Below are 17,553 nucleotides of genomic sequence, written 5' to 3'. Positions count from 1 at the left end.
TCTGCGCGTGGTTACAGCCTTTTCGCCATCCGGGGGTCAAGCGCATCGCGTACCGCATCCCCCAGCACGTTCACGCTCAATACCGTCAGCGACACCAGAATCCCCGGGTAGAGGATCATCCCCGGCAGCATCATGAAATAGACCCGGCCATCGGCCATGATGTTGCCCCACGACGGAATCTCCGGCGGAATGCCCGCCCCGAGAAAGCTCAGAATCGCCTCGGTCAGAATCGCGGAAGCGAAGATATAGGTGCCCTGTACGATCAGCGGCGCCACCGTCGACGGCAGCATGTGCCGCCACATAATGACCGGAACCGGCGTCCCCAGAATAACCGCCGCCTCGACGTAGGATTCGTTGCGCACGCCCATGATGACGCTGCGCACCATGCGCACCACGCGCGGAATTTCAGGAATGGAAATCGCCACCAGCACGGTAAACAGACTGGCGCCGGAGAGGGAAACCAGCGCAATGGCCAGCAGAATGCCGGGAATGGCCATCACCCCGTCCATCACGCGCATGACGATGGCGTCAACCAGGCGAAAATAGCCGGCGACCACGCCGATAGCCAACCCGATAACCACGCTGATGCACACCGCTCCCAGACCGACCACCAATGATTGACGGGCGCCGAACGCCACGCGGGCGAAAATATCGCGCCCCAGCGCGTCGGTGCCCAGCCAGTGCAGCGCGGACGGCGCTTTAAGCCGCTGCGACGGATCGATATCGATCGGGTTGTAGTGGCTAATCCACGGCGCGAGCAGCGCCAGCGCCACCACCATCAGCAGCACGAAGGCGCCCATCATCACCGGCCAGGTCAGCAATCCGGCCCGAAGCTGGGCCGATATCCCGCCTGACGACTGCGCCGGCACTACCGAGGTTTCTGAACTCATGGTCATCCTCCTGTTCAGCTTAATAACGGATACGCGGATCAATCAGGGCATAGAGCAGATCGATAACCAGATTGATGACGATATACAGCACGGAGAAGATCAGAATCAGCGCCTGAATGATGGGATAGTCGCGCGCCTGTACCGACTCCAGCACCAGACGGCCCAGACCCGGAATATTGAATACCGATTCGGTAACCACCACGCCGCCGATCAGCATCGCGATACTGACGCCGATGATAGTGACGATCGGCACGGCCGCGTTGCGCAGCGCGTGATGAATCAGCACCCCGCTCTCCTTCAGCCCCTTGGCGCGCGCGGTACGGATAAAATCCTCCCCCATCACTTCGATCACGCTGGTGCGCACGATACGGGCGATCAAGGCGATATAGGCGGTGCTCAGCGCCAGCGTCGGCAGAATCAACCGCTCCAGAAACGGCCATAAGCCTTCGCTCATCGCCCGGTAACCCTGTACCGGCAGCCAGCCCAGCCAGCGGGCGAATACCAGAATCAACACGTAGCCGAAGATAAATACCGGCACGGAAAAGCCGATCACCGAACCGGCCATGATCAGGCGATCCAGCGGCTTACCCTGTCGCCAGGCCGCCATGATGCCCAGCGGGATCGCCACGATAACGGCGAGCACGATGGTGGAGAGGCACAGCGCCAGCGACGGAGCGAAACGATCGGCGATCATGGCGGATACCGGCGTGCCGGAAATCAACGATACGCCGAGATCGCCGTGCAATAGCCCGCTCACCCAAATAAGGAACTGTTGCAGCACCGGCTTGTCCAGCCCCATTGAGATACGGATCTTTTCCAACTGCTCCGGCGTCGCGCTGTCGCCGGCCAGAATCAGCGCCGGATCGCCGGATGTCAGGCGCAGCAGCAGAAAGACGATGACCGCGACGATGCACAATACAGGCAGCGTGGCCGCCAGACGTTGTAAAATAAATCGTGGCATAGTGAGTTACCTATCGTGTCGGAAACAAGCTGTCCGGCGCTGCCGCCGGACAGCGCGGGCTTAACGACCGGTTTTGGTCATATTCCAGAAAACGGGCACGGTGGTATTCACCTGATCTTTGACATTCGCACGCCGGGCAGTGACCACCGAACGCTCGCCCAGCGGAATGGCGGCGACCTCATCCAGCAAAATTTTCTGCAATGCTTCGGCGTACTGTTTTTTCTCGCTGTCGCTGGTGCTCAACGCAATTTTCAACCGCAGCGCTTCCGCGGAGGGAATATCCGGCCAGCCGAACCAGGCCTGCGGCCCGTTGGCGGCGACGGTGATCGATCCCACCGGGTCGGAGATGTCGGCGATGGTGTTGTAAGTGCTGAAAATGTTCCAGCCGCCGTTGGCGGGTTTTTCTTTTGAGGCGCGGCGCACCGTCACGGTCTGCCAGTCCATCGCCTGTAGCTGCACTTTAAAACCGGCCTGGCGCAGCGACTGAGCGAATACCGGCGGCATCGCCGCCAGCGACTGCACATCCGTGGCGTGCAGAATAACGACCGGCGTACCGTCATACCCGGCCTGCTTCAGCAGCTCCGCGGCCTTGGCCGGATTGCCTTTCACCAGCAGCTCGGAACCCTGCGTGCTGGCGTACGGCGTATCGCAGCCGAAGTAGGCCGGACAGGTGTGATAATATTTTGGATTGCCGCTTTGCGCCTGCAAAACCGCTTCCTGATCCATCGCCGCCAGCGCGGCCTGGCGTATCAGCTTGTTATCAAACGGCGGCTGGAGGAAATTGAGCCGGGCCACATTCTGCGAGCCTTGCTGCTTATATTCGGTCAGCGTGACCTCGTCATTGTTCTCCAGCATCGGCAACAGATCCATCGGTAAGTCCTCGATGAAATCCACCTCGCCGGAGAGCAGCGCATTCACCGAGGTCATGGTATCCGGCATGGAGATCCATTTAACCCGATCGACCTTCACCACCTTGCCGCCCGCCAGCCCGCTGACCGGCTCCTTGCGCGGCACATAGTCGGCGAATTTCTCAAATACCGCCTGTACGCCGGGACGGTATTCGCTGGCGACGAAGCGGAACGGGCCAGAGCCGATGGCTTCTTTGATGGGTTCGCCCGGCGGCTGGCTGGCCAGACGTTTGGGCAGCATAAACGGCGCGACGCCGCTGGATTTGGCCAGCGCCTGCAGCGCGATGGCCGTCGGCTGTTTGAATGTCATGGAGAAGCTTTTATCATCAATAACCTGCATATTGTCCAGCAGGCCGTTCATCACCTGTCCCAGTTTATCCAACTGCGCCCAGCGCTGGATGGACGCCACGCAGTCCGCGGCGGTGACCGGCTGGCCGTCATGCCATTTCAATCCGTCGCGCAGTGTGAACGTATAGGTTTTGCCGTCCGGCGATACATCCCATTTTTCCGCCATCTGCGGCTGGATTTTATTATCGGCATCAAGCGCCAGAAGCGTGTCATAAACCATGTAGGCATAGTCGCGCACGATATAGGCCGTGGTGATATTGGGATCCAACGCGCGCAGGCTGGCGTGCATCACGGCATTAACGGTTTCGGCCTGAACTACTGTCGAACTGAACCCTAGCGATGCAGCCATTAACGCATAACGGACATAACGCCGTAGCGGTAATCTCGAACTGGTCATGTAAAGCTCCTGGATCAATTGATGGAAATGGCGTTATCCTCTGACAGGACATTGTCGACAATCGACGATATAGACAAAAGCAATTATCGTTCCAGCTTTCAAACCTGATTCCTGCCGATAATTTGCGCGCTACCGGTGCAATTTTGCTCACCTGATTTCGCTATTGCGCACCGGCGCGGTGCAACCGCGCCGCCACATCGGGCGGGTATCAATCCAATACTGCGAGGAGAAGACATTGCGTATCGTATATGGCGGTTTTGAGCATGAAACCAACACCTTTGCCCCCAGCCCCGCCGACTGGCGGATGTTCGAGCAGGGCGGCGGCTGGCCGGGGTTGACGCAAGGCGATGCGGTATGGCCGGCTATACGCGGCAAGAATATTCCCGCCGCCGGCTTTGTCGCCCAGGCGCTGGCGCACGGCGATGAAGCGATCCCGACGGTATGGGCGGCGGCCAGCCCTTCCGGTCCGGTCACCCGCGACGCTTTTGAAGGGATATCCGATCTGATTCTTGCCGGTATCCGTTCGGCGCTGCCCGTCGACGCCGTTTATCTGGATCTGCACGGCGCGATGGTGGCCGAACACCTCGATGACGGCGAGGGCGAGCTGCTGCGACGGGTGCGGGCGCTGGTGGGGCCGGACGTTCCCGTGGTGGCCAGCCTGGACCTGCATGCCAACGTCACTCAGGCCATGCTGGATAACGCTGATTATCTGGCGGCCTTCCGCACCTATCCTCATGTGGATATGGCCGACACCGGCGTGCGCGCCTGGGATCTGCTGATGCGTCATCTGGCGACGGGCGGCAAGCCGGCCAAAGCCGTACGCCGTATCCCGTTTCTGATTCCCATTAGTTGGCAATGTACCGATATTGCGCCTGCCCGCGAGCTGTATCAGCAGTTGGCGGCGCTGGAAACGGCGCAGACGCATCTCTCCTTCGCCATGGGCTTTCCGGCGGCGGATTTTGCCGAATGTACGCCGGCGATCTGGGCCTATGCCCCGGATCGGGCGCAGGCGGAACGGCTGGCCGATACGCTGTTTCAGGCGGTGTGCGCAGCCGAATCCCGCTTCACAGATAAAACCTACACGCCGGATGAGGCGGTGCGCTATGCCATGAGTCAGGCGGCGCAAGGGGCGCGTCCGATAGTGATCGCCGATGCCCAGGACAACCCCGGGGCGGGAAGCAATTCCGATACCACGGGAATGCTGCGGGCGCTGGTGCGGAACAAAGCGAACCACGCCGCCATCGGTCTGATGGTGGACCCGGCGGCGATGAAGGATATCGAGGCTGCCGGCGCCGGCCATAGCGTCACCCTGACGCTGGGGGGACACTCTGGCCTGAAAGACGACGAACCCTTTACCGCGGATTTCTTTATTGAACGCATTATGTCCGGCCGTTTCAAGGCCACCGGCCCCTATTTCGGCGGCTTCGATATGGATCTCGGCCCCAGCGCCTGCTTAAAGATCGATAACGTCCGTGTGGTGGTCGCCAGCCACAAGGCGCAATTGGCCGATCAGGCGATGTTTCGTTTCGCCGGTATCGAAACCACCGAGCAGGATATTCTGGTGGTCAAAAGCGCGGTGCATTTCCGGGCCGATTTTTCCACTATTGCGGCGCAAATTATCGTCGCCGCCGCGCCGGGTTTTATGCCCGTGGATCTGACGACGTTGCCCTGGCGGCATCTGCCCGACGGTTTGCGGTTAATGCCGATGGGCCTCCCCTTTAACACGGGAAAATCCCATCAACCCGGATAAATAATTTCTGTCAGCACCGCAAGGATTTTGCGCATATCCGCCATCGTCGAGTTCGGCGACGGTCGTCGCCTGCGCCCGACATGGAGCGGTTCACTCGCCGCCGCGCCATATCTCGGCGCGGGGTCGCGCAGGTAAAGCGCTCGGGCGAATGACGCCGCATCCCATCCGCGCCTAATGAAGACGCGCCGACGTCAATAGAGAAAATCATACGGCGTCACGCCGTTTTACCAGAGAATATTCTGCTTCCCGAGCGTCCGCCCCCCCGGTTCAGGCACATTAGTCTGAGCTGCATCACGTCGTTTCCCGCCCGCTGTTCCACCCTTTGCATTCGATCACAGAAAAAATGGCGCAGATGAAATAGGCTTAGTGTTAATTTTTTGTTAACAGTCTGTACGATAACGATCGCCGCGGCCGCCGTTATTAGCGCATACGGCGGGCGAAGCGGTAAATTCAGGAGTACAGGACGGTGAACCAGCATCAGCGCAAACATATCGATACGGTGGTCGAAACCACTAGCGGCAAGGTCTCCGCCAGCGCTACGCGGCGCTACGATCAAAGGATCCGCGAGTCATGGCGGCGCTGCGTCGACGACTATGGCCTGGACCCCTGCCGCATGCAGGATGCGCGTATCCTCACGACCGGCGAACTGCGCGCGCACCAGGAGAACCTCGAGGAGTTCCGGCGCATCGCCCACCACGGCATAGAGCGGCTGTTTCACCAAATCGCGCCGGCCGGCTACGTCGTGCTGTTAAATAACGCCAAGGGCATTACCGTTGACTATCTCGGCGACGCCAACGCCGAAATCAGCCTGCAGCGCGCGGGGCTGTTTCTCGGCGCCGAATGGTCGGAAACCTATGCCGGCACCTGCGCCGTGGGAACGGTTTTAGCCACGGGAGAGGCGCTCACCGTTCATCAGGATGACCATTTCGACGCCACCCACATTCCGTTGACGTGCACCGCCGTACCGCTGTTCGACCCAAAAGGGCCGCTGCACGCCGTGCTGGATATTTCGGCGCTCAGTTCGCCTCAGCCTAAATCCAGCCAACAGTTGGCGATGCAAATCGCCGGCATCTACGCCGGCCAGATTGAAAACGCCTATTTTGAACACCTGCACCGCGGAGACTGGATACTGAAGCTCAGCGCCGGCTATCCGTTCGTCAATATCAGCCCGGACTATTTGATCGCCTTTGACGACGACGGAAAGGTCGTGGGCCACAATCATCATGCCCAGCGCCTACTGCTGGATGAGCTGCAACTGCCGCCTCCGCCGCCAGACGGCGCTAGCCCGGCGCTGGGCCGGACTTTCGAGCAAATTTTCGACCTCGATTTCGACCGGCTGCCGCACTATATCAATACCCGCGGCGCGCAACAGCGCACCATCCGTCTGGCCAACGGCCGTCGCCCGCTGTTCCTCACCGCGCAGCAGCCCGCCGGCCGCCGTCACGGACGTGCGGCGACGCCGTCCGCCGCGACGGCGCTTCCCGCGCCGTTAAGCGCGCTCAGCGGCGGCGATCCGGCGCTACAGGTGCAGTTGCAGCGCGCGATGAAGCTGGTCGATACCGCGGTTAATCTGTTCATCCACGGCGAAACCGGCTGCGGCAAAGAGTATTTGGCCAAAGCGCTGCACCAGTCCAGCCGCCGCCGCCAGCGCCCTTTTATCGCCGTTAACTGCGCCGCCATTCCCGCATCGCTGATTGAAAGCGAACTGTTCGGCGCCATGCCGGGCAGCTTCTCCGGCGCCGGCCACAGGCCCAGACGCGGTCTGATTCAGGAAGCCGACGGCGGTACCCTGTTTCTGGATGAAATCGGCGATATGCCGCTGGAAATGCAAACGCGCCTGCTACGGGTGCTGGCGGAACGCGAGGTGCTGCCCGTCGGGGCGACGCGTCCGGTTCCGGTCGATATCCGAGTGATTTCCGCCTCGCACCAGGCGCTGGAGCGGCTGATTGCCGAGGGGCGCTTTCGCGAAGATCTCTATTACCGCCTGCACGGGGCGCGCATTACCCTGCCGCCGCTGCGCGAGCGCCGCGACGCGGACTGGCTGATCGACACCATTTTGTCGGACGGGCGCTGCGTGATCTCCGCCCAGGCCAGAGAGCGCCTGCATCAGCACCGCTGGCCGGGCAATCTGCGCGAACTGCGCAACGTGCTGGAGTACGCCTGCGCCGTCTGCGACAGCGGCTGCATCAATCCGGACGATCTGCCGGAAGAGATTTGCCTGCCCGCCCGCGCCGCGCCGCCGGCGATGATGGCCGATGAAACCGGCGAAACCGCTGACGCGGAAAAAACGCCCGTCTCTCCCGAAGGCATGCTGCTGATGCAATACCTGCGGGCCGCCCGGTGGAACCACAGCGCGGTGGCGCGTCAACTGGGGATCAGCCGCATGACGCTTTACCGCCGTATGCAGCGTTTAGGCATCCGTTCGCCCAATCAGTCGGCGTCCTCCCGCGGCTAATACTGTCTCAGCCGGACGGGTGACACCTGTATCATTCCCGCGCCCGCTAACCTTTCCCCGATGGCGAAAATCAAATAATGCATTGATTTTATTAATTAATTAAAGTTGGCCCACTATTTGCCATAGCCATGGTAATTGATGACAAGAGGTTTTCCCCATGTCTGATTACGCCAATGCGCCTACGGCTGACGCCTCCCCATCGGCGGGCTGGGTCGGCATTATCGCCAACCCGGCCTCCGCCCGCGATGTCCGGCGCGTGGTCGGCCATGCCGGCAGCCTGACGCTATCCGATCGCGCCAATCTGCTATTTCGCCTGCTGGCGGCGCTGGGCGCCTGCGGGATCCGCGAGGCGCGCATGATGCCAGACCGGGAGGGGCTGCAGGCGACGATGACCCGCATGCTGAGCCGGCGCTGCGACTTCCCGCTGCCCCGGCTTAGCTGGCTGGCGATGGAGCCCAGGTCCACGGTGAACGACACCTTCCAGGCCGCGCGCCTGATGCGCGCCTCCGCGGCCAGCGCCATCCTGGTGCTCGGCGGCGACGGCACCCACCGGGCGGTAGCCAGGGAGTGCGGCGCGGTACCCATCGCCGGGATCTCCACCGGCACCAATAACGCCTGGCCCGAACCGCGCGAATCGACGATCGTCGGCCTGGCGATCGGCCTGTACGTCAGCGGCAAGGTGCCGCCGGCGCGGGCCTTGCGCTGGAATAAATGGCTGGATGTCTCCATCAACGCCAACCGGCCGGACGCGCGCCGCGATATCGCCATCGTCGATGCCGCCATTCTGGCGGAACGCCTGGTGGGAAGCCGTTCGATCTGGCATACCGACCGGCTGTCGCAGCTCTACCTCAGTTTCGCCGAACCGCACGCCGTCGGACTCTCCGCCATCGGCGGCCTGCTGATGCCGGTGGCGCGCGATGAGCCCGGCGGACTCAAACTGACGTTCGGGCCGGGCGGGACGGTGGTTAACGCGCCCGTCGCGCCGGGCGTGCTGCGCCCGATTCCCGTCGCCCGCTGGCGGCCTATCGCCGGCGGCGCGGCGGATTCCCCGCTATTGCGGCGCGGCGTTATCGCCCTTGACGGCGAGCGCGAACTGCTGTTCGGCCCGCAGGATAAGGTCCGGGTGTCGCTGCGCGAACAGGCTTTCCGCGCCATCGACGTCAACGCCTGTCTGCATTACGCCGCCGCAAACGCGCTATTGCGGGACGCCGCCGGCGATAAAGGCAGCCCGCTTTAACCCCCCACTGTTTGGAGATTGACTATGAGCAATTCGTCTATAAGCAATCCATCGATAAACGACCCGGCGCTAAACGGCGCGGATACCCCTCCTCGCTCGGCGTCCCCGCCGCTGACCCGCGAAGCGCTGCTGGGCGCCTACCGCCTGATGCGCACCATTCGCGAGTTTGAAGAGCGCCTGCACGTCGATTTTTCACGCGGCGATATCCCCGGTTTCGTCCATCTGTACGCCGGCGAGGAGGCCACGGCGGTGGGCATTTTGTCCCAGCTGAGCGACGGCGATCGCATCGCCAGCACGCACCGCGGCCACGGCCACTGCATCGCCAAAGGCGTGGATGTCGGCGCCATGATGAAAGAGATCTATGGCAAGTCCGGCGGCGCCTGTAACGGCAAAGGCGGATCGATGCACATTGCCGATCTCGGCAAAGGCATGATGGGCGCCAACGGCATCTTGGGCGCCGGCGCGCCGCTGGTTTGCGGCGCGGCGCTGGCGGCCAAATTTCGCGGTAAAGGGGAGATCGGCATCTCCTTTGTCGGCGACGGCGCCGCCAACCAGGGCATGTTTCTCGAAAGCCTGAATCTGGCCGCCGTGTGGAACCTGCCGGCGATCTTCGTTATTGAGAACAACGGCTACGCCGAAGCCACTTCACGCCACTACGCCACCGCGGTGGACAGCTACGTGGATCGCGCCGCCGGCTTCGGCATTCCCGGCGTCACCGTCGACGGCACCGACTTCTTCGCCGTGTATGAAACCGCCGGCGAGCTTATCCGCCGCGCGCGCGAAGGCGGCGGCCCCTCGCTGCTGGAGTGCAAGATGGTGCGCTTCTTCGGCCACTTCGAAGGCGATGCGCAAACCTATCGGGCGCCGGACGAGCTGGAGTCGATTCGCAAAAATCAGGATTGCCTGAAACATTTCATCGCCCATGTGCGGCAGAGCGGAACGATTACGGCCGAGGAGCTCGGCGCCATCGATGGCGAAGTGGCCGCGCTGATCGAACAGGCGGTGCAGGCGGCCAAATCCGCCCCGGATCCCGGCGATCGCGACCTGCTGACCGATGTTTACGTCAGCTACTGAAGATGACTTTCACTCAACAGGAGAACGGATATGGCTCGTAAACTGAGTATGAAACTCGCCATTAACGAGGCAATCGATCAGGAAATGGCCCGCGATCCCAGCGTCATTATGCTTGGCGAGGATATTATCGGCGGCATGGGCGCCGATGGCGAAAAAGACGCCTGGGGCGGCGTGCTCGGCGTCACCAAAGGACTGTACGCCAAACACGGCGAACGCCTGCTGGACGCCCCGCTGTCGGAATCCGCCTATGTGGGCGCGGCGATAGGCGCCGCCGCCTGCGGCATGCGCCCCATCGCCGAACTGATGTTCATTGATTTTATGGGCGTCTGTTTCGATCAAATCTTTAATCAGGCCGCCAAGTTCCGCTATATGTTCGGCGGCAAAGCGCAAACGCCGGTGGTGATCCGCGCCATGGTCGGCGCGGGCTTCCGCGCCGCCGCGCAGCACTCGCAAATGCTGACGCCGCTCTTCACCCACATTCCGGGGCTGAAAGTCGTTTGCCCCAGCAATCCCTATGACACCAAGGGGCTGCTGATTCAGGCTATCCGCGACAATGACCCGGTGATCTTTTGCGAACATAAGAATTTATACGGTTTTGAAAGCGAGGTGCCGGAAACCCCCTACGCCATTCCCTTCGGCGAAGCCAGCATTCTGCGCGACGGCCGCGATGTCTCCATCATCGCCTACGGACTGATGACGCATCGGGCGCTGGACGCGGCGGCGCAGTTGAGCAAACAGGGCATCGATGCCGAGATCGTCGACCTGCGCTCCCTCTCTCCGCTCGACCTCGATACGATTCTGGAGACCGTGGAAAAAACCGGCCGGCTGGTGGTGGTCGACGAGGCGCACCCGCGCTGCAATATCGCGGCCGATATCGTCGCCCAGGTGGCGCAGCAGGCGTTCGGCGCGCTGAAAGCCCCGCCCGAAATGGTGTGCGCGCCCCATACGCCGGTGCCTTTCTCGCCGGCGCTGGAAGATCGCTACCTCCCCAGCGCGGCGCGCATCGTTGACGCCGTACAACGTACCCTCAGCCATAAAGGACGACATTGATATGAACGATCACGCTATTATTCCGCTCGTCATGCCCAAGTGGGGGTTGTCGATGCGCGAAGGCACCGTTAACGAATGGCTGGTCGACGAAGGCAGCGGCATCACGCCGGGCATGCCCATTCTCAATGTGGAGACCGATAAAATCGCCAGCGCGGTCGAGGCCACGGATAGCGGCGTGCTGCGGCGTAAGGTGGCGCAGCCCGGCGATGTACTGCCGGTAAAAGCGCTATTGGGGGTGCTGGCCGCGCCGGAGGTCGACGATGCGGCGATCGACGCTTGGATCGCCGCCTGGATCCCGCCGGCCGATAGCGGCGAGGATGACGAGAGCGAACGGGAAAGCGCCGCGTTCATCGAGGTCAACGGCCTGCGCATCCGTTACGCCAGCCGGGGAGAAAGCGAACAGACGGTGCTGTTTATCCACGGTTTCGGCGGCGATCTGGATAACTGGCTATTCAATATGGACGCGCTGGCCGAAGATTACCGGACGGTGGCGTTCGATCTGCCGGGACACGGCCAGTCCGCGACGACCCTGCCGGGTACGCAACTCGCGCCGCTGGCCGACTTCGTCGCCGCGTTTATGGACGCGCTGGCGATCCCCTCGGCCCATCTGGTCGGCCACTCGCTGGGCGGCGCGATTGCCGCGCAATGCGCGCTGCAGCACCCTGCCCGCGCTCGCTCGCTGGCGCTGATCGGCAGCGCGGGCTTCGGCGAGGAGATCAATCCGCGCTACGGCGAGGGATTTATCAACGCCCAGTCGCGGCGCGAACTGAAACCGGTCATCGAACTGCTGTTCGCCGACCCGTCCCTGGTCAGCAGACAGATGCTGGACGATCTGCTGAAATACAAACGGCTCGACGGCGTCGCCGAGGCCCTGAACGCGCTGCACCGCAGCCTGTTCGCCGACGGCCGGCAGTCGACGCTGCCCGGCCGACGGCTGGACGCATCCGCCGCTCCGTTGCTGTTGATTTGGGGCGCGGAAGATCGGATTATTCCCGCTCGGCATGCCGCACAGGCGCCGGCCAACGCCCGGATCGAAATTCTCGACGGCGCCGGCCATATGCCGCAAATGGAAAAAGCGGCCGAGGTCAATCAGCTGCTTTTGCAACATCTGCGTAGCCTGTAAGGAGATGGAGGTAAAGAATGCAGGAATCCTCGACCGCGGCGCAACGCTGCGGTCATTTTCACTGGCTGCGCCATGAGCTCTTAACCTGCGACGATCCGACAAGCGCGGAGAGCGACCTGCTGACTCACGCCGATGCCGGCGCGGCCGTCGCCAAGATTTGGCAGGCGCCCCGCTCGCTGGTGATCCCGAGAAGCTATACCCGTTACCCGCGGCTGGAGCAGGTGCGTCAACGATTCGCCGAACGGGGATGCCCGGTCTTTCTGCGCCGCTCCGGGGGCGGCCTGGTGCCGCAGGGGGCCGGCATCATCAATCTCAGCCTGGCCTACCCGTTGCGGCAAAGTCTGGGCGAGGCGGCTATTCCGGTCTATCTCCACCTGTGCGACATTCTGCGCGCGGCCCTGCGCTCTTGCGGCGTGCGCGCGCATTGCCAGGCGGTGAGCGGTTCATTCTGCGACGGCCGTTTTAACCTGGCCTGCGGCGCGGGCGCCGCCGCGCGCAAAATCGCCGGCACCGCGCAATATTGGCAGCCGTTGCCCCCGGGCGACGACGGGCCGCGGCGCCACCGGGTACTGGCGCACGCGGTGCTGCTGGTGGCGGTGGATCTGCCCGAAGTGCACCGCTGGTGCAACGATTTCGAACGCCTGCTGGGCAGCGGACGCGTTTACGATGCGTCGAAAACCATCGATATGGCCCGGATGCGCCGGGATGAGATTTCGCCGCCCGACCTTTGCCTGCGGGTGGCGCAGGCGCTTGGCCGCTGCGTCAGCCGGCGGGCGGCGCCTTTTGCCGAGCGCCGCCCGCGTCCGTAGGCCGCGTTCGGCGCCCTGCGGTCGTCCGGCTCAGCGGTAAACCATGCCGCCGTCGCTCAGGATCGACTGCCCGGTGATGTAATCCGCGTCTTCGCCGGCGAGAAACGCCGCCAGCGCGGCGACATCCTCCGGCGTTTGCGCCCGCCCCAGCGCAATGCCGTCAATAAACTTGCGATAGGTTTCGCCCTGGGCCGCCCCGGTTATTTCCGCGAACCGGCGGTCTATCTCCACCCACATATCCGTACCCACCACGCCGGGACAATAGGCGTTCACCGTAATGCCGGCGCCGGCGTACTCTTTCGCCGCCGACTGCGTTAGCGCCCGTACGGCGAACTTTGTCGCGCAGTAGACGCCCAGCATGGCGAACCCTTCATGCCCGGCGATGGAACAGGCGCTAATGATTTTCCCTTTGCGGCCCAGCGCCTGAAATTTCGCCGCGGCGGCCTGGATCCCCCACAGCACGCCATTAATATTGACGCCGATGATGCGCGCGACCTCCTCTTCGGTGACGCTCGCCAGCGGATTCACCTGGGCAATCCCCGCGTTGTTGATCATGACGTCAAAACCGCCGAGGACGCCGGCCGCATGATCGATGGCGGAGTAAACCTCATCGCGACGGCTGACGTCGGCGACAAAGAGGGACGCGTCCCGGCCCAGCGCGCTAATCTCCCGCGCCACCCGCTCCAGCTTTTCCTCATTCATATCGACGAGCGCGATCCCGGCTCCTTCGGCCGCCAGCCGCAGGGCGATGGCGCGCCCGATGCCCTGCGCCGCGCCCGTTACCAGCACCACTTTGTTGTTCAGTTTCATCGTTAGCTTTCTCCTGTGCAATCGTGCAAACAAACGGTGAGAGACATGGCGCACGCGCGCTACGCGGGCGGCTGCACCAGAATTTTCACATGCTGCTTTTCGCGCACCAGCGCCTCAAAGCCCTGTTCCACGATATCGTGCAACGGAATTTTCCGGCTCACCAACCTGTCGGCCTGAAAATAGCCGCGGGTCATCAGCTCCATCACCGCCGGAAAAACGTTGCGATAGGCGATAATGCCTTTCACCGAACGCTCGCTGAGCACCAGGGTATTGGGGTGGAACGACGCCGCCTGTTCCCAGATGGAAACCACGATGGTCTCCCCTTCATAATGGGTGCTGTTGATGCATTGCGAGAGCACCTCGGAGACGCCGGTCACTTCAAAAGCCACATCGACGCCGCCCGAGGTCAGCTCGCGCAGGCGGGCCACCGCATCCTCGCGGGCGGGGTCGATAACCACTCTGGCCCCCAGTTCGACGGCCTTGGCGGCCCGCTGCGGCGAAAGCTCGACGGCGAATATTTCGCCGGCTCCGGCGGCCCGCAGCGCCTCAACGATCAGCAGGCCGATCGGCCCGGCGCCGAACACCGCGGCTTTATCCCCGGCCTTCAGGCGGCTCATGCGCACGGCGTGCAGCGCCACCGCGGCCGGTTCAACCAAGGCGCCCTGTTCGTATGACAGGGAATCGGGCATACGATGCACCCGCTGCGCTTCGACCACCGTATAGGTTGCGAATCCGCCGCCGCCCCCGGAGAGGCCGTGAAAGCCTAACTGGCTGCAAAGGTTATATTTATTCTCCCGGCAGGCCGCGCACTGTCCGCAGGCGAGAATCGGCTCCACCACCACCCGATCGCCGGGCCGGCAGTTTGTTACGTCGCCGCCGACCTCAACGACTTCGCCGGAAAACTCATGGCCGAGTACGATCGGCGCGCGATCGCGGCTTAACGGATGGGGATCATCGGTCGGAATGAAAATCGGACCGGCGACATATTCGTGCAGATCGCTGCCGCAAATGCCGGTCCAGGCCACTTTTATCTTCACCTTTCCCGACGCGACAACGGGCTCCTCAATGTCTTCGACCCGGATATCACGGGCCTGATACCAACGCGCTGCTTTCACATATGCCTCCTGTCGAATAGAAATAGCCTGAAAGGCCGACATCACCGGCGTCATGCCGTCGGACGGAAACCGACTTACGCCGAGAGTGCGAAAGGCGTGCCAGATTTTATCTGATAATATTATTTGTTTTAAATCAAATGGTTGAAATCAATTCCGGCAATAAACGGCAGGCCGCAGGCGGGGTAATGGAACAGGTGTAACAGGTTACAGCGGCAGCAGGCGTGTGACAGGCGAGATCCGCGGAACAGCACGCCGGAAAGAGGCTTAACGCGCGCCGTCCACGGCTTTTCCAGCCAGGCATGTTATAATATTCACCATCTGAGGCCGTATGGTCCTTGCCGGGCGGCTATTTCGGCCGGCTCTGCGCGCCATCGGGACGGATCGCTCCCGACGACGCAAAAAACGAAACAGTCGAGATATAATGGAAATCAACGATCGCCAGCGCCCCCCCGGAAATGCGTTTCTGCTTATCGCCGCTTGGCTACTCCCCACTCTGCTGGGCATTGTCTTCAGCTACATCACCGCCAGACAAGATGTAACGCGAGATCTGCAAATAACCAACCAAATCATCATGCATCAGGCGGAGTCGATCAGCCGGCAGGCCTGGGATATGGTGAACGAACTGATGGTATTAGAGGGGCAGCCCTGCGAGCGTATTTTCCCCGACCTGATATACCAGGGCACGCTGTCCGCCTACTTTCGCTCGGTGGGGCTGATGCAAGGCCCGCAGATGTATTGCTCCTCCGTTTCCGGCGACCAATCCATCCCGCTGAGCCAGATTATTCTGCACCCGCTGCCGACGCCGATTCCCGAAATCTGGAACATCTCGCTGCCGAAAACCAGAAGAGTCCTGGAGCGCCCGGCGGTGATTTTCGCCCGGCAACGCTCCAGCTCATTCGGCGCCTTCGCCATCGTTGACGCGCAGTATTTGATCGACTTTATGAACGCCATGGGGAATACCCGGCAATATCTGCTGAGCATCCGCTTCGGCGACGGCTATAAAATCGAGGAAGGGCGGAAAATCGCCGATGATAATCCGCTGATTGCGCCGATGTCCGCCACGATCGCCTCATCCCGTTACGCCATTACGGTCAACTCGGCGCTGCCGGCCTCGGAGCTGATCGCATCATGGCGGCGCGCCTTCACCGCCTTCCTGCCGCTGGCGCTGATTTTATCCGCCATCTTCACCGCCATTATTCATTCGTGGCGGAAACGGAAAATGTCGCTGCGCGACGAGCTGCGCAAGGGCATGCTTAACCACGAGTTCGCCGTACATTATCAGCCGATTTACGATATCAAGGCCCGCAGCTGCGTCGGGGTGGAGGCGCTGATGCGCTGGTACCGTCCCGGAGGCAGGAGCATCAGTCCCGATATATTTATTCCCGCCGCCGAAAACGAGCATTTAATTATTCCGTTGACGCGCCATATGTTTAGGCTGCTGGCCGCCGATATCAAACATTGGCAAGTGCCGGAAGGGTTTCATCTGGACGTGAATATCGCGGCCGAGCATATTCAGCACCCCGATTTCGTGGACGACATCCGCCGCTTCGCGGCGATGCTGTCGCCGCATAACATACGGATCACGCTGGAGATCACCGAGCGCAGCCTTATCACCAACACCCAGGATGCGGTGGAGAAACTGACGCTCCTGCGCCGGGAGGGTTTCATCATCGCCATTGATGATTTCGGCACCGGCCACTGCTCCTTATCCTACCTGCAAATGTTTCCGCTGGATTATCTCAAGATCGACAAAGCCTTCGTCGGAACCATCGAGTCGGCCCATAACGATACGCCGGTGCTCGACGCGATTATCGGCCTGAGCCGCAGACTGGCCCTGGATATGGTGGCGGAAGGGGTGAATACCCGGCATGAGTACCGCTACCTGAAACAGAACGGCGTGAAATATTTGCAGGGGTACCTCTACGCCCGGCCGATGGACAGCCGGACCTTTATGGCGTGGCTGCGGGGGCGAAAAGTACGCGCCGACAGGCACGGCCCCACCCATCATCGTATTGGAACTTAGCGCCTCCGGCGCCCCAACGGGAACCAAACGCCACAAACGTTTCAGTCATAGGCGATGGCGGCAAACAGCAGATGCGCTTCCCCAGATGCCGGGCGGATATCGACGGCGCGGCCGTTCCACCATGCGCCCTGCCCGCGCGTGAACGACATACTCCCCGCCTGCCAGCGCCCATCTATCACCCAAAAAACCCCGGCGTCGGCCTGCTGCGGCTGTCTGGTGGCGATCACCGTCGCCCGGCAGACCCCGCGGCGCGTCATGATATTGAAGTCCAGACTCTCCGGCCCGGATAACCGGGCGTTCACCTCCGCTTCTCCGGCAAAGGCAAAAGGTTCGAACAGCGCCAATTGACGGTCGAACGCCCCCGGCGACGCCAGCGCCACCCCCTCGCCTTCCAATAGGGTAATCACCCTGTCTACCCCAGGGAAAAAAGAGAAAGCGCCGCTGGAGGCAATACTGGCGATACTGGCGCGCCAAGCAAACTGCGCCGACCGGGGCGGAAAGCTGATGATTTCCCGCGTTTCCCCGCCGCCATTACGCCAGCGCGTCACCGGCAGGCTATCGGTATCATAAACGTCGATCATGGATTATGCCCTGTTGAGTGCG

The 17,553-nt window shown here is 62.0% G+C and carries 14 protein-coding genes; 8 read left to right on the top strand and 6 right to left on the bottom strand.

Going from position 1 to position 17,553, the window contains the following annotated elements:
• Positions 1–11: 11 nt before the first annotated feature.
• The 3 genes from VSX58_RS18590 to VSX58_RS18580 are packed head-to-tail and all read right to left on the bottom strand — an operon-like array spanning position 12 to position 3,504.
• Positions 12–890: an ABC transporter permease gene (locus VSX58_RS18590; protein ID WP_327619394.1), complete on the bottom strand. Its 879-nt coding sequence runs from the start codon at positions 888–890 to the stop codon at positions 12–14.
• Positions 891–909: 19 nt separating this feature from the next.
• Positions 910–1,851 (bottom strand): ABC transporter permease, encoded by a 942-nt coding sequence (locus tag VSX58_RS18585; RefSeq protein ID WP_327619393.1) that lies wholly within the window; start codon positions 1,849–1,851, stop codon positions 910–912.
• A 60-nt stretch (positions 1,852–1,911) separates the two neighbouring features.
• Positions 1,912–3,504 carry an ABC transporter substrate-binding protein gene (locus VSX58_RS18580; RefSeq protein ID WP_327619392.1) on the bottom strand — a complete coding sequence of 531 codons (1,593 nt, stop codon included), beginning with the start codon at positions 3,502–3,504 and terminating at the stop codon, positions 1,912–1,914.
• Positions 3,505–3,739: 235 nt separating this feature from the next.
• Between VSX58_RS18580 and VSX58_RS18575 the strand changes: the two genes are divergently transcribed.
• The 7 genes from VSX58_RS18575 (at position 3,740) to VSX58_RS18545 (ending at position 13,002) form a co-directional block, all read left to right on the top strand.
• Positions 3,740–5,254 carry a M81 family metallopeptidase gene (locus VSX58_RS18575; RefSeq protein ID WP_327619391.1) on the top strand — a complete coding sequence of 505 codons (1,515 nt, stop codon included), beginning with the start codon at positions 3,740–3,742 and terminating at the stop codon, positions 5,252–5,254.
• Positions 5,255–5,720: 466 nt separating this feature from the next.
• Positions 5,721–7,709: a sigma-54-dependent Fis family transcriptional regulator gene (locus VSX58_RS18570; RefSeq protein WP_327619390.1), complete on the top strand. Its 1,989-nt coding sequence runs from the start codon at positions 5,721–5,723 to the stop codon at positions 7,707–7,709.
• A gap of 157 nt (positions 7,710–7,866) precedes the next feature.
• Positions 7,867–8,946, top strand: a complete 1,080-nt coding sequence (locus VSX58_RS18565; protein WP_327619389.1) for an ATP-NAD kinase family protein — start codon at positions 7,867–7,869, stop codon at positions 8,944–8,946.
• 147 nt (positions 8,947–9,093) lie between these two features.
• Positions 9,094–10,020, top strand: coding sequence for a thiamine pyrophosphate-dependent dehydrogenase E1 component subunit alpha (locus VSX58_RS18560; protein ID WP_327619436.1), 927 nt, complete (start codon positions 9,094–9,096; stop codon positions 10,018–10,020).
• A 30-nt stretch (positions 10,021–10,050) separates the two neighbouring features.
• Complete coding sequence (locus VSX58_RS18555; protein WP_327619388.1) at positions 10,051–11,070, top strand: alpha-ketoacid dehydrogenase subunit beta; 1,020 nt, start codon at positions 10,051–10,053, stop codon at positions 11,068–11,070.
• 1 nt (position 11,071) lies between these two features.
• Positions 11,072–12,193, top strand: a complete 1,122-nt coding sequence (locus tag VSX58_RS18550; RefSeq protein ID WP_327619387.1) for an acetoin dehydrogenase dihydrolipoyllysine-residue acetyltransferase subunit — start codon at positions 11,072–11,074, stop codon at positions 12,191–12,193.
• Between the two features lie 17 nt (positions 12,194–12,210).
• A complete protein-coding gene (locus VSX58_RS18545; protein WP_327619386.1) occupies positions 12,211–13,002 on the top strand; it encodes a lipoyl protein ligase domain-containing protein in 792 nt (263 codons plus the stop codon).
• A 30-nt stretch (positions 13,003–13,032) separates the two neighbouring features.
• Here the strand turns inward: VSX58_RS18545 and VSX58_RS18540 are convergent, their stop codons facing one another.
• Positions 13,033–13,812: an acetoin reductase gene (locus VSX58_RS18540; RefSeq protein ID WP_327619385.1), complete on the bottom strand. Its 780-nt coding sequence runs from the start codon at positions 13,810–13,812 to the stop codon at positions 13,033–13,035.
• 59 nt (positions 13,813–13,871) lie between these two features.
• The gene (locus VSX58_RS18535) at positions 13,872–14,927 is read right to left on the bottom strand and encodes a 2,3-butanediol dehydrogenase (RefSeq protein WP_327619384.1); all 1,056 of its coding nucleotides are present in this window, start codon (positions 14,925–14,927) and stop codon (positions 13,872–13,874) included.
• Between the two features lie 421 nt (positions 14,928–15,348).
• On the opposite strand from VSX58_RS18535, the gene VSX58_RS18530 reads away from it, so the two are divergent.
• Complete coding sequence (locus VSX58_RS18530; RefSeq protein WP_327619383.1) at positions 15,349–16,950, top strand: EAL domain-containing protein; 1,602 nt, start codon at positions 15,349–15,351, stop codon at positions 16,948–16,950.
• Positions 16,951–16,991: 41 nt separating this feature from the next.
• Here the strand turns inward: VSX58_RS18530 and VSX58_RS18525 are convergent, their stop codons facing one another.
• A complete protein-coding gene (locus VSX58_RS18525; protein WP_327619382.1) occupies positions 16,992–17,531 on the bottom strand; it encodes a HutD/Ves family protein in 540 nt (179 codons plus the stop codon).
• Positions 17,532–17,553 lie beyond the last annotated feature (22 nt).

This window comes from Brenneria populi (genome assembly GCF_036016195.1).
In the GTDB taxonomy this organism is placed as follows: Bacteria; Pseudomonadota; Gammaproteobacteria; order Enterobacterales; family Enterobacteriaceae; genus Brenneria; species Brenneria populi.
Note: the sequence above shows the minus strand (reverse complement) of the source record. Positions and strands in the feature narration are given on the sequence as shown.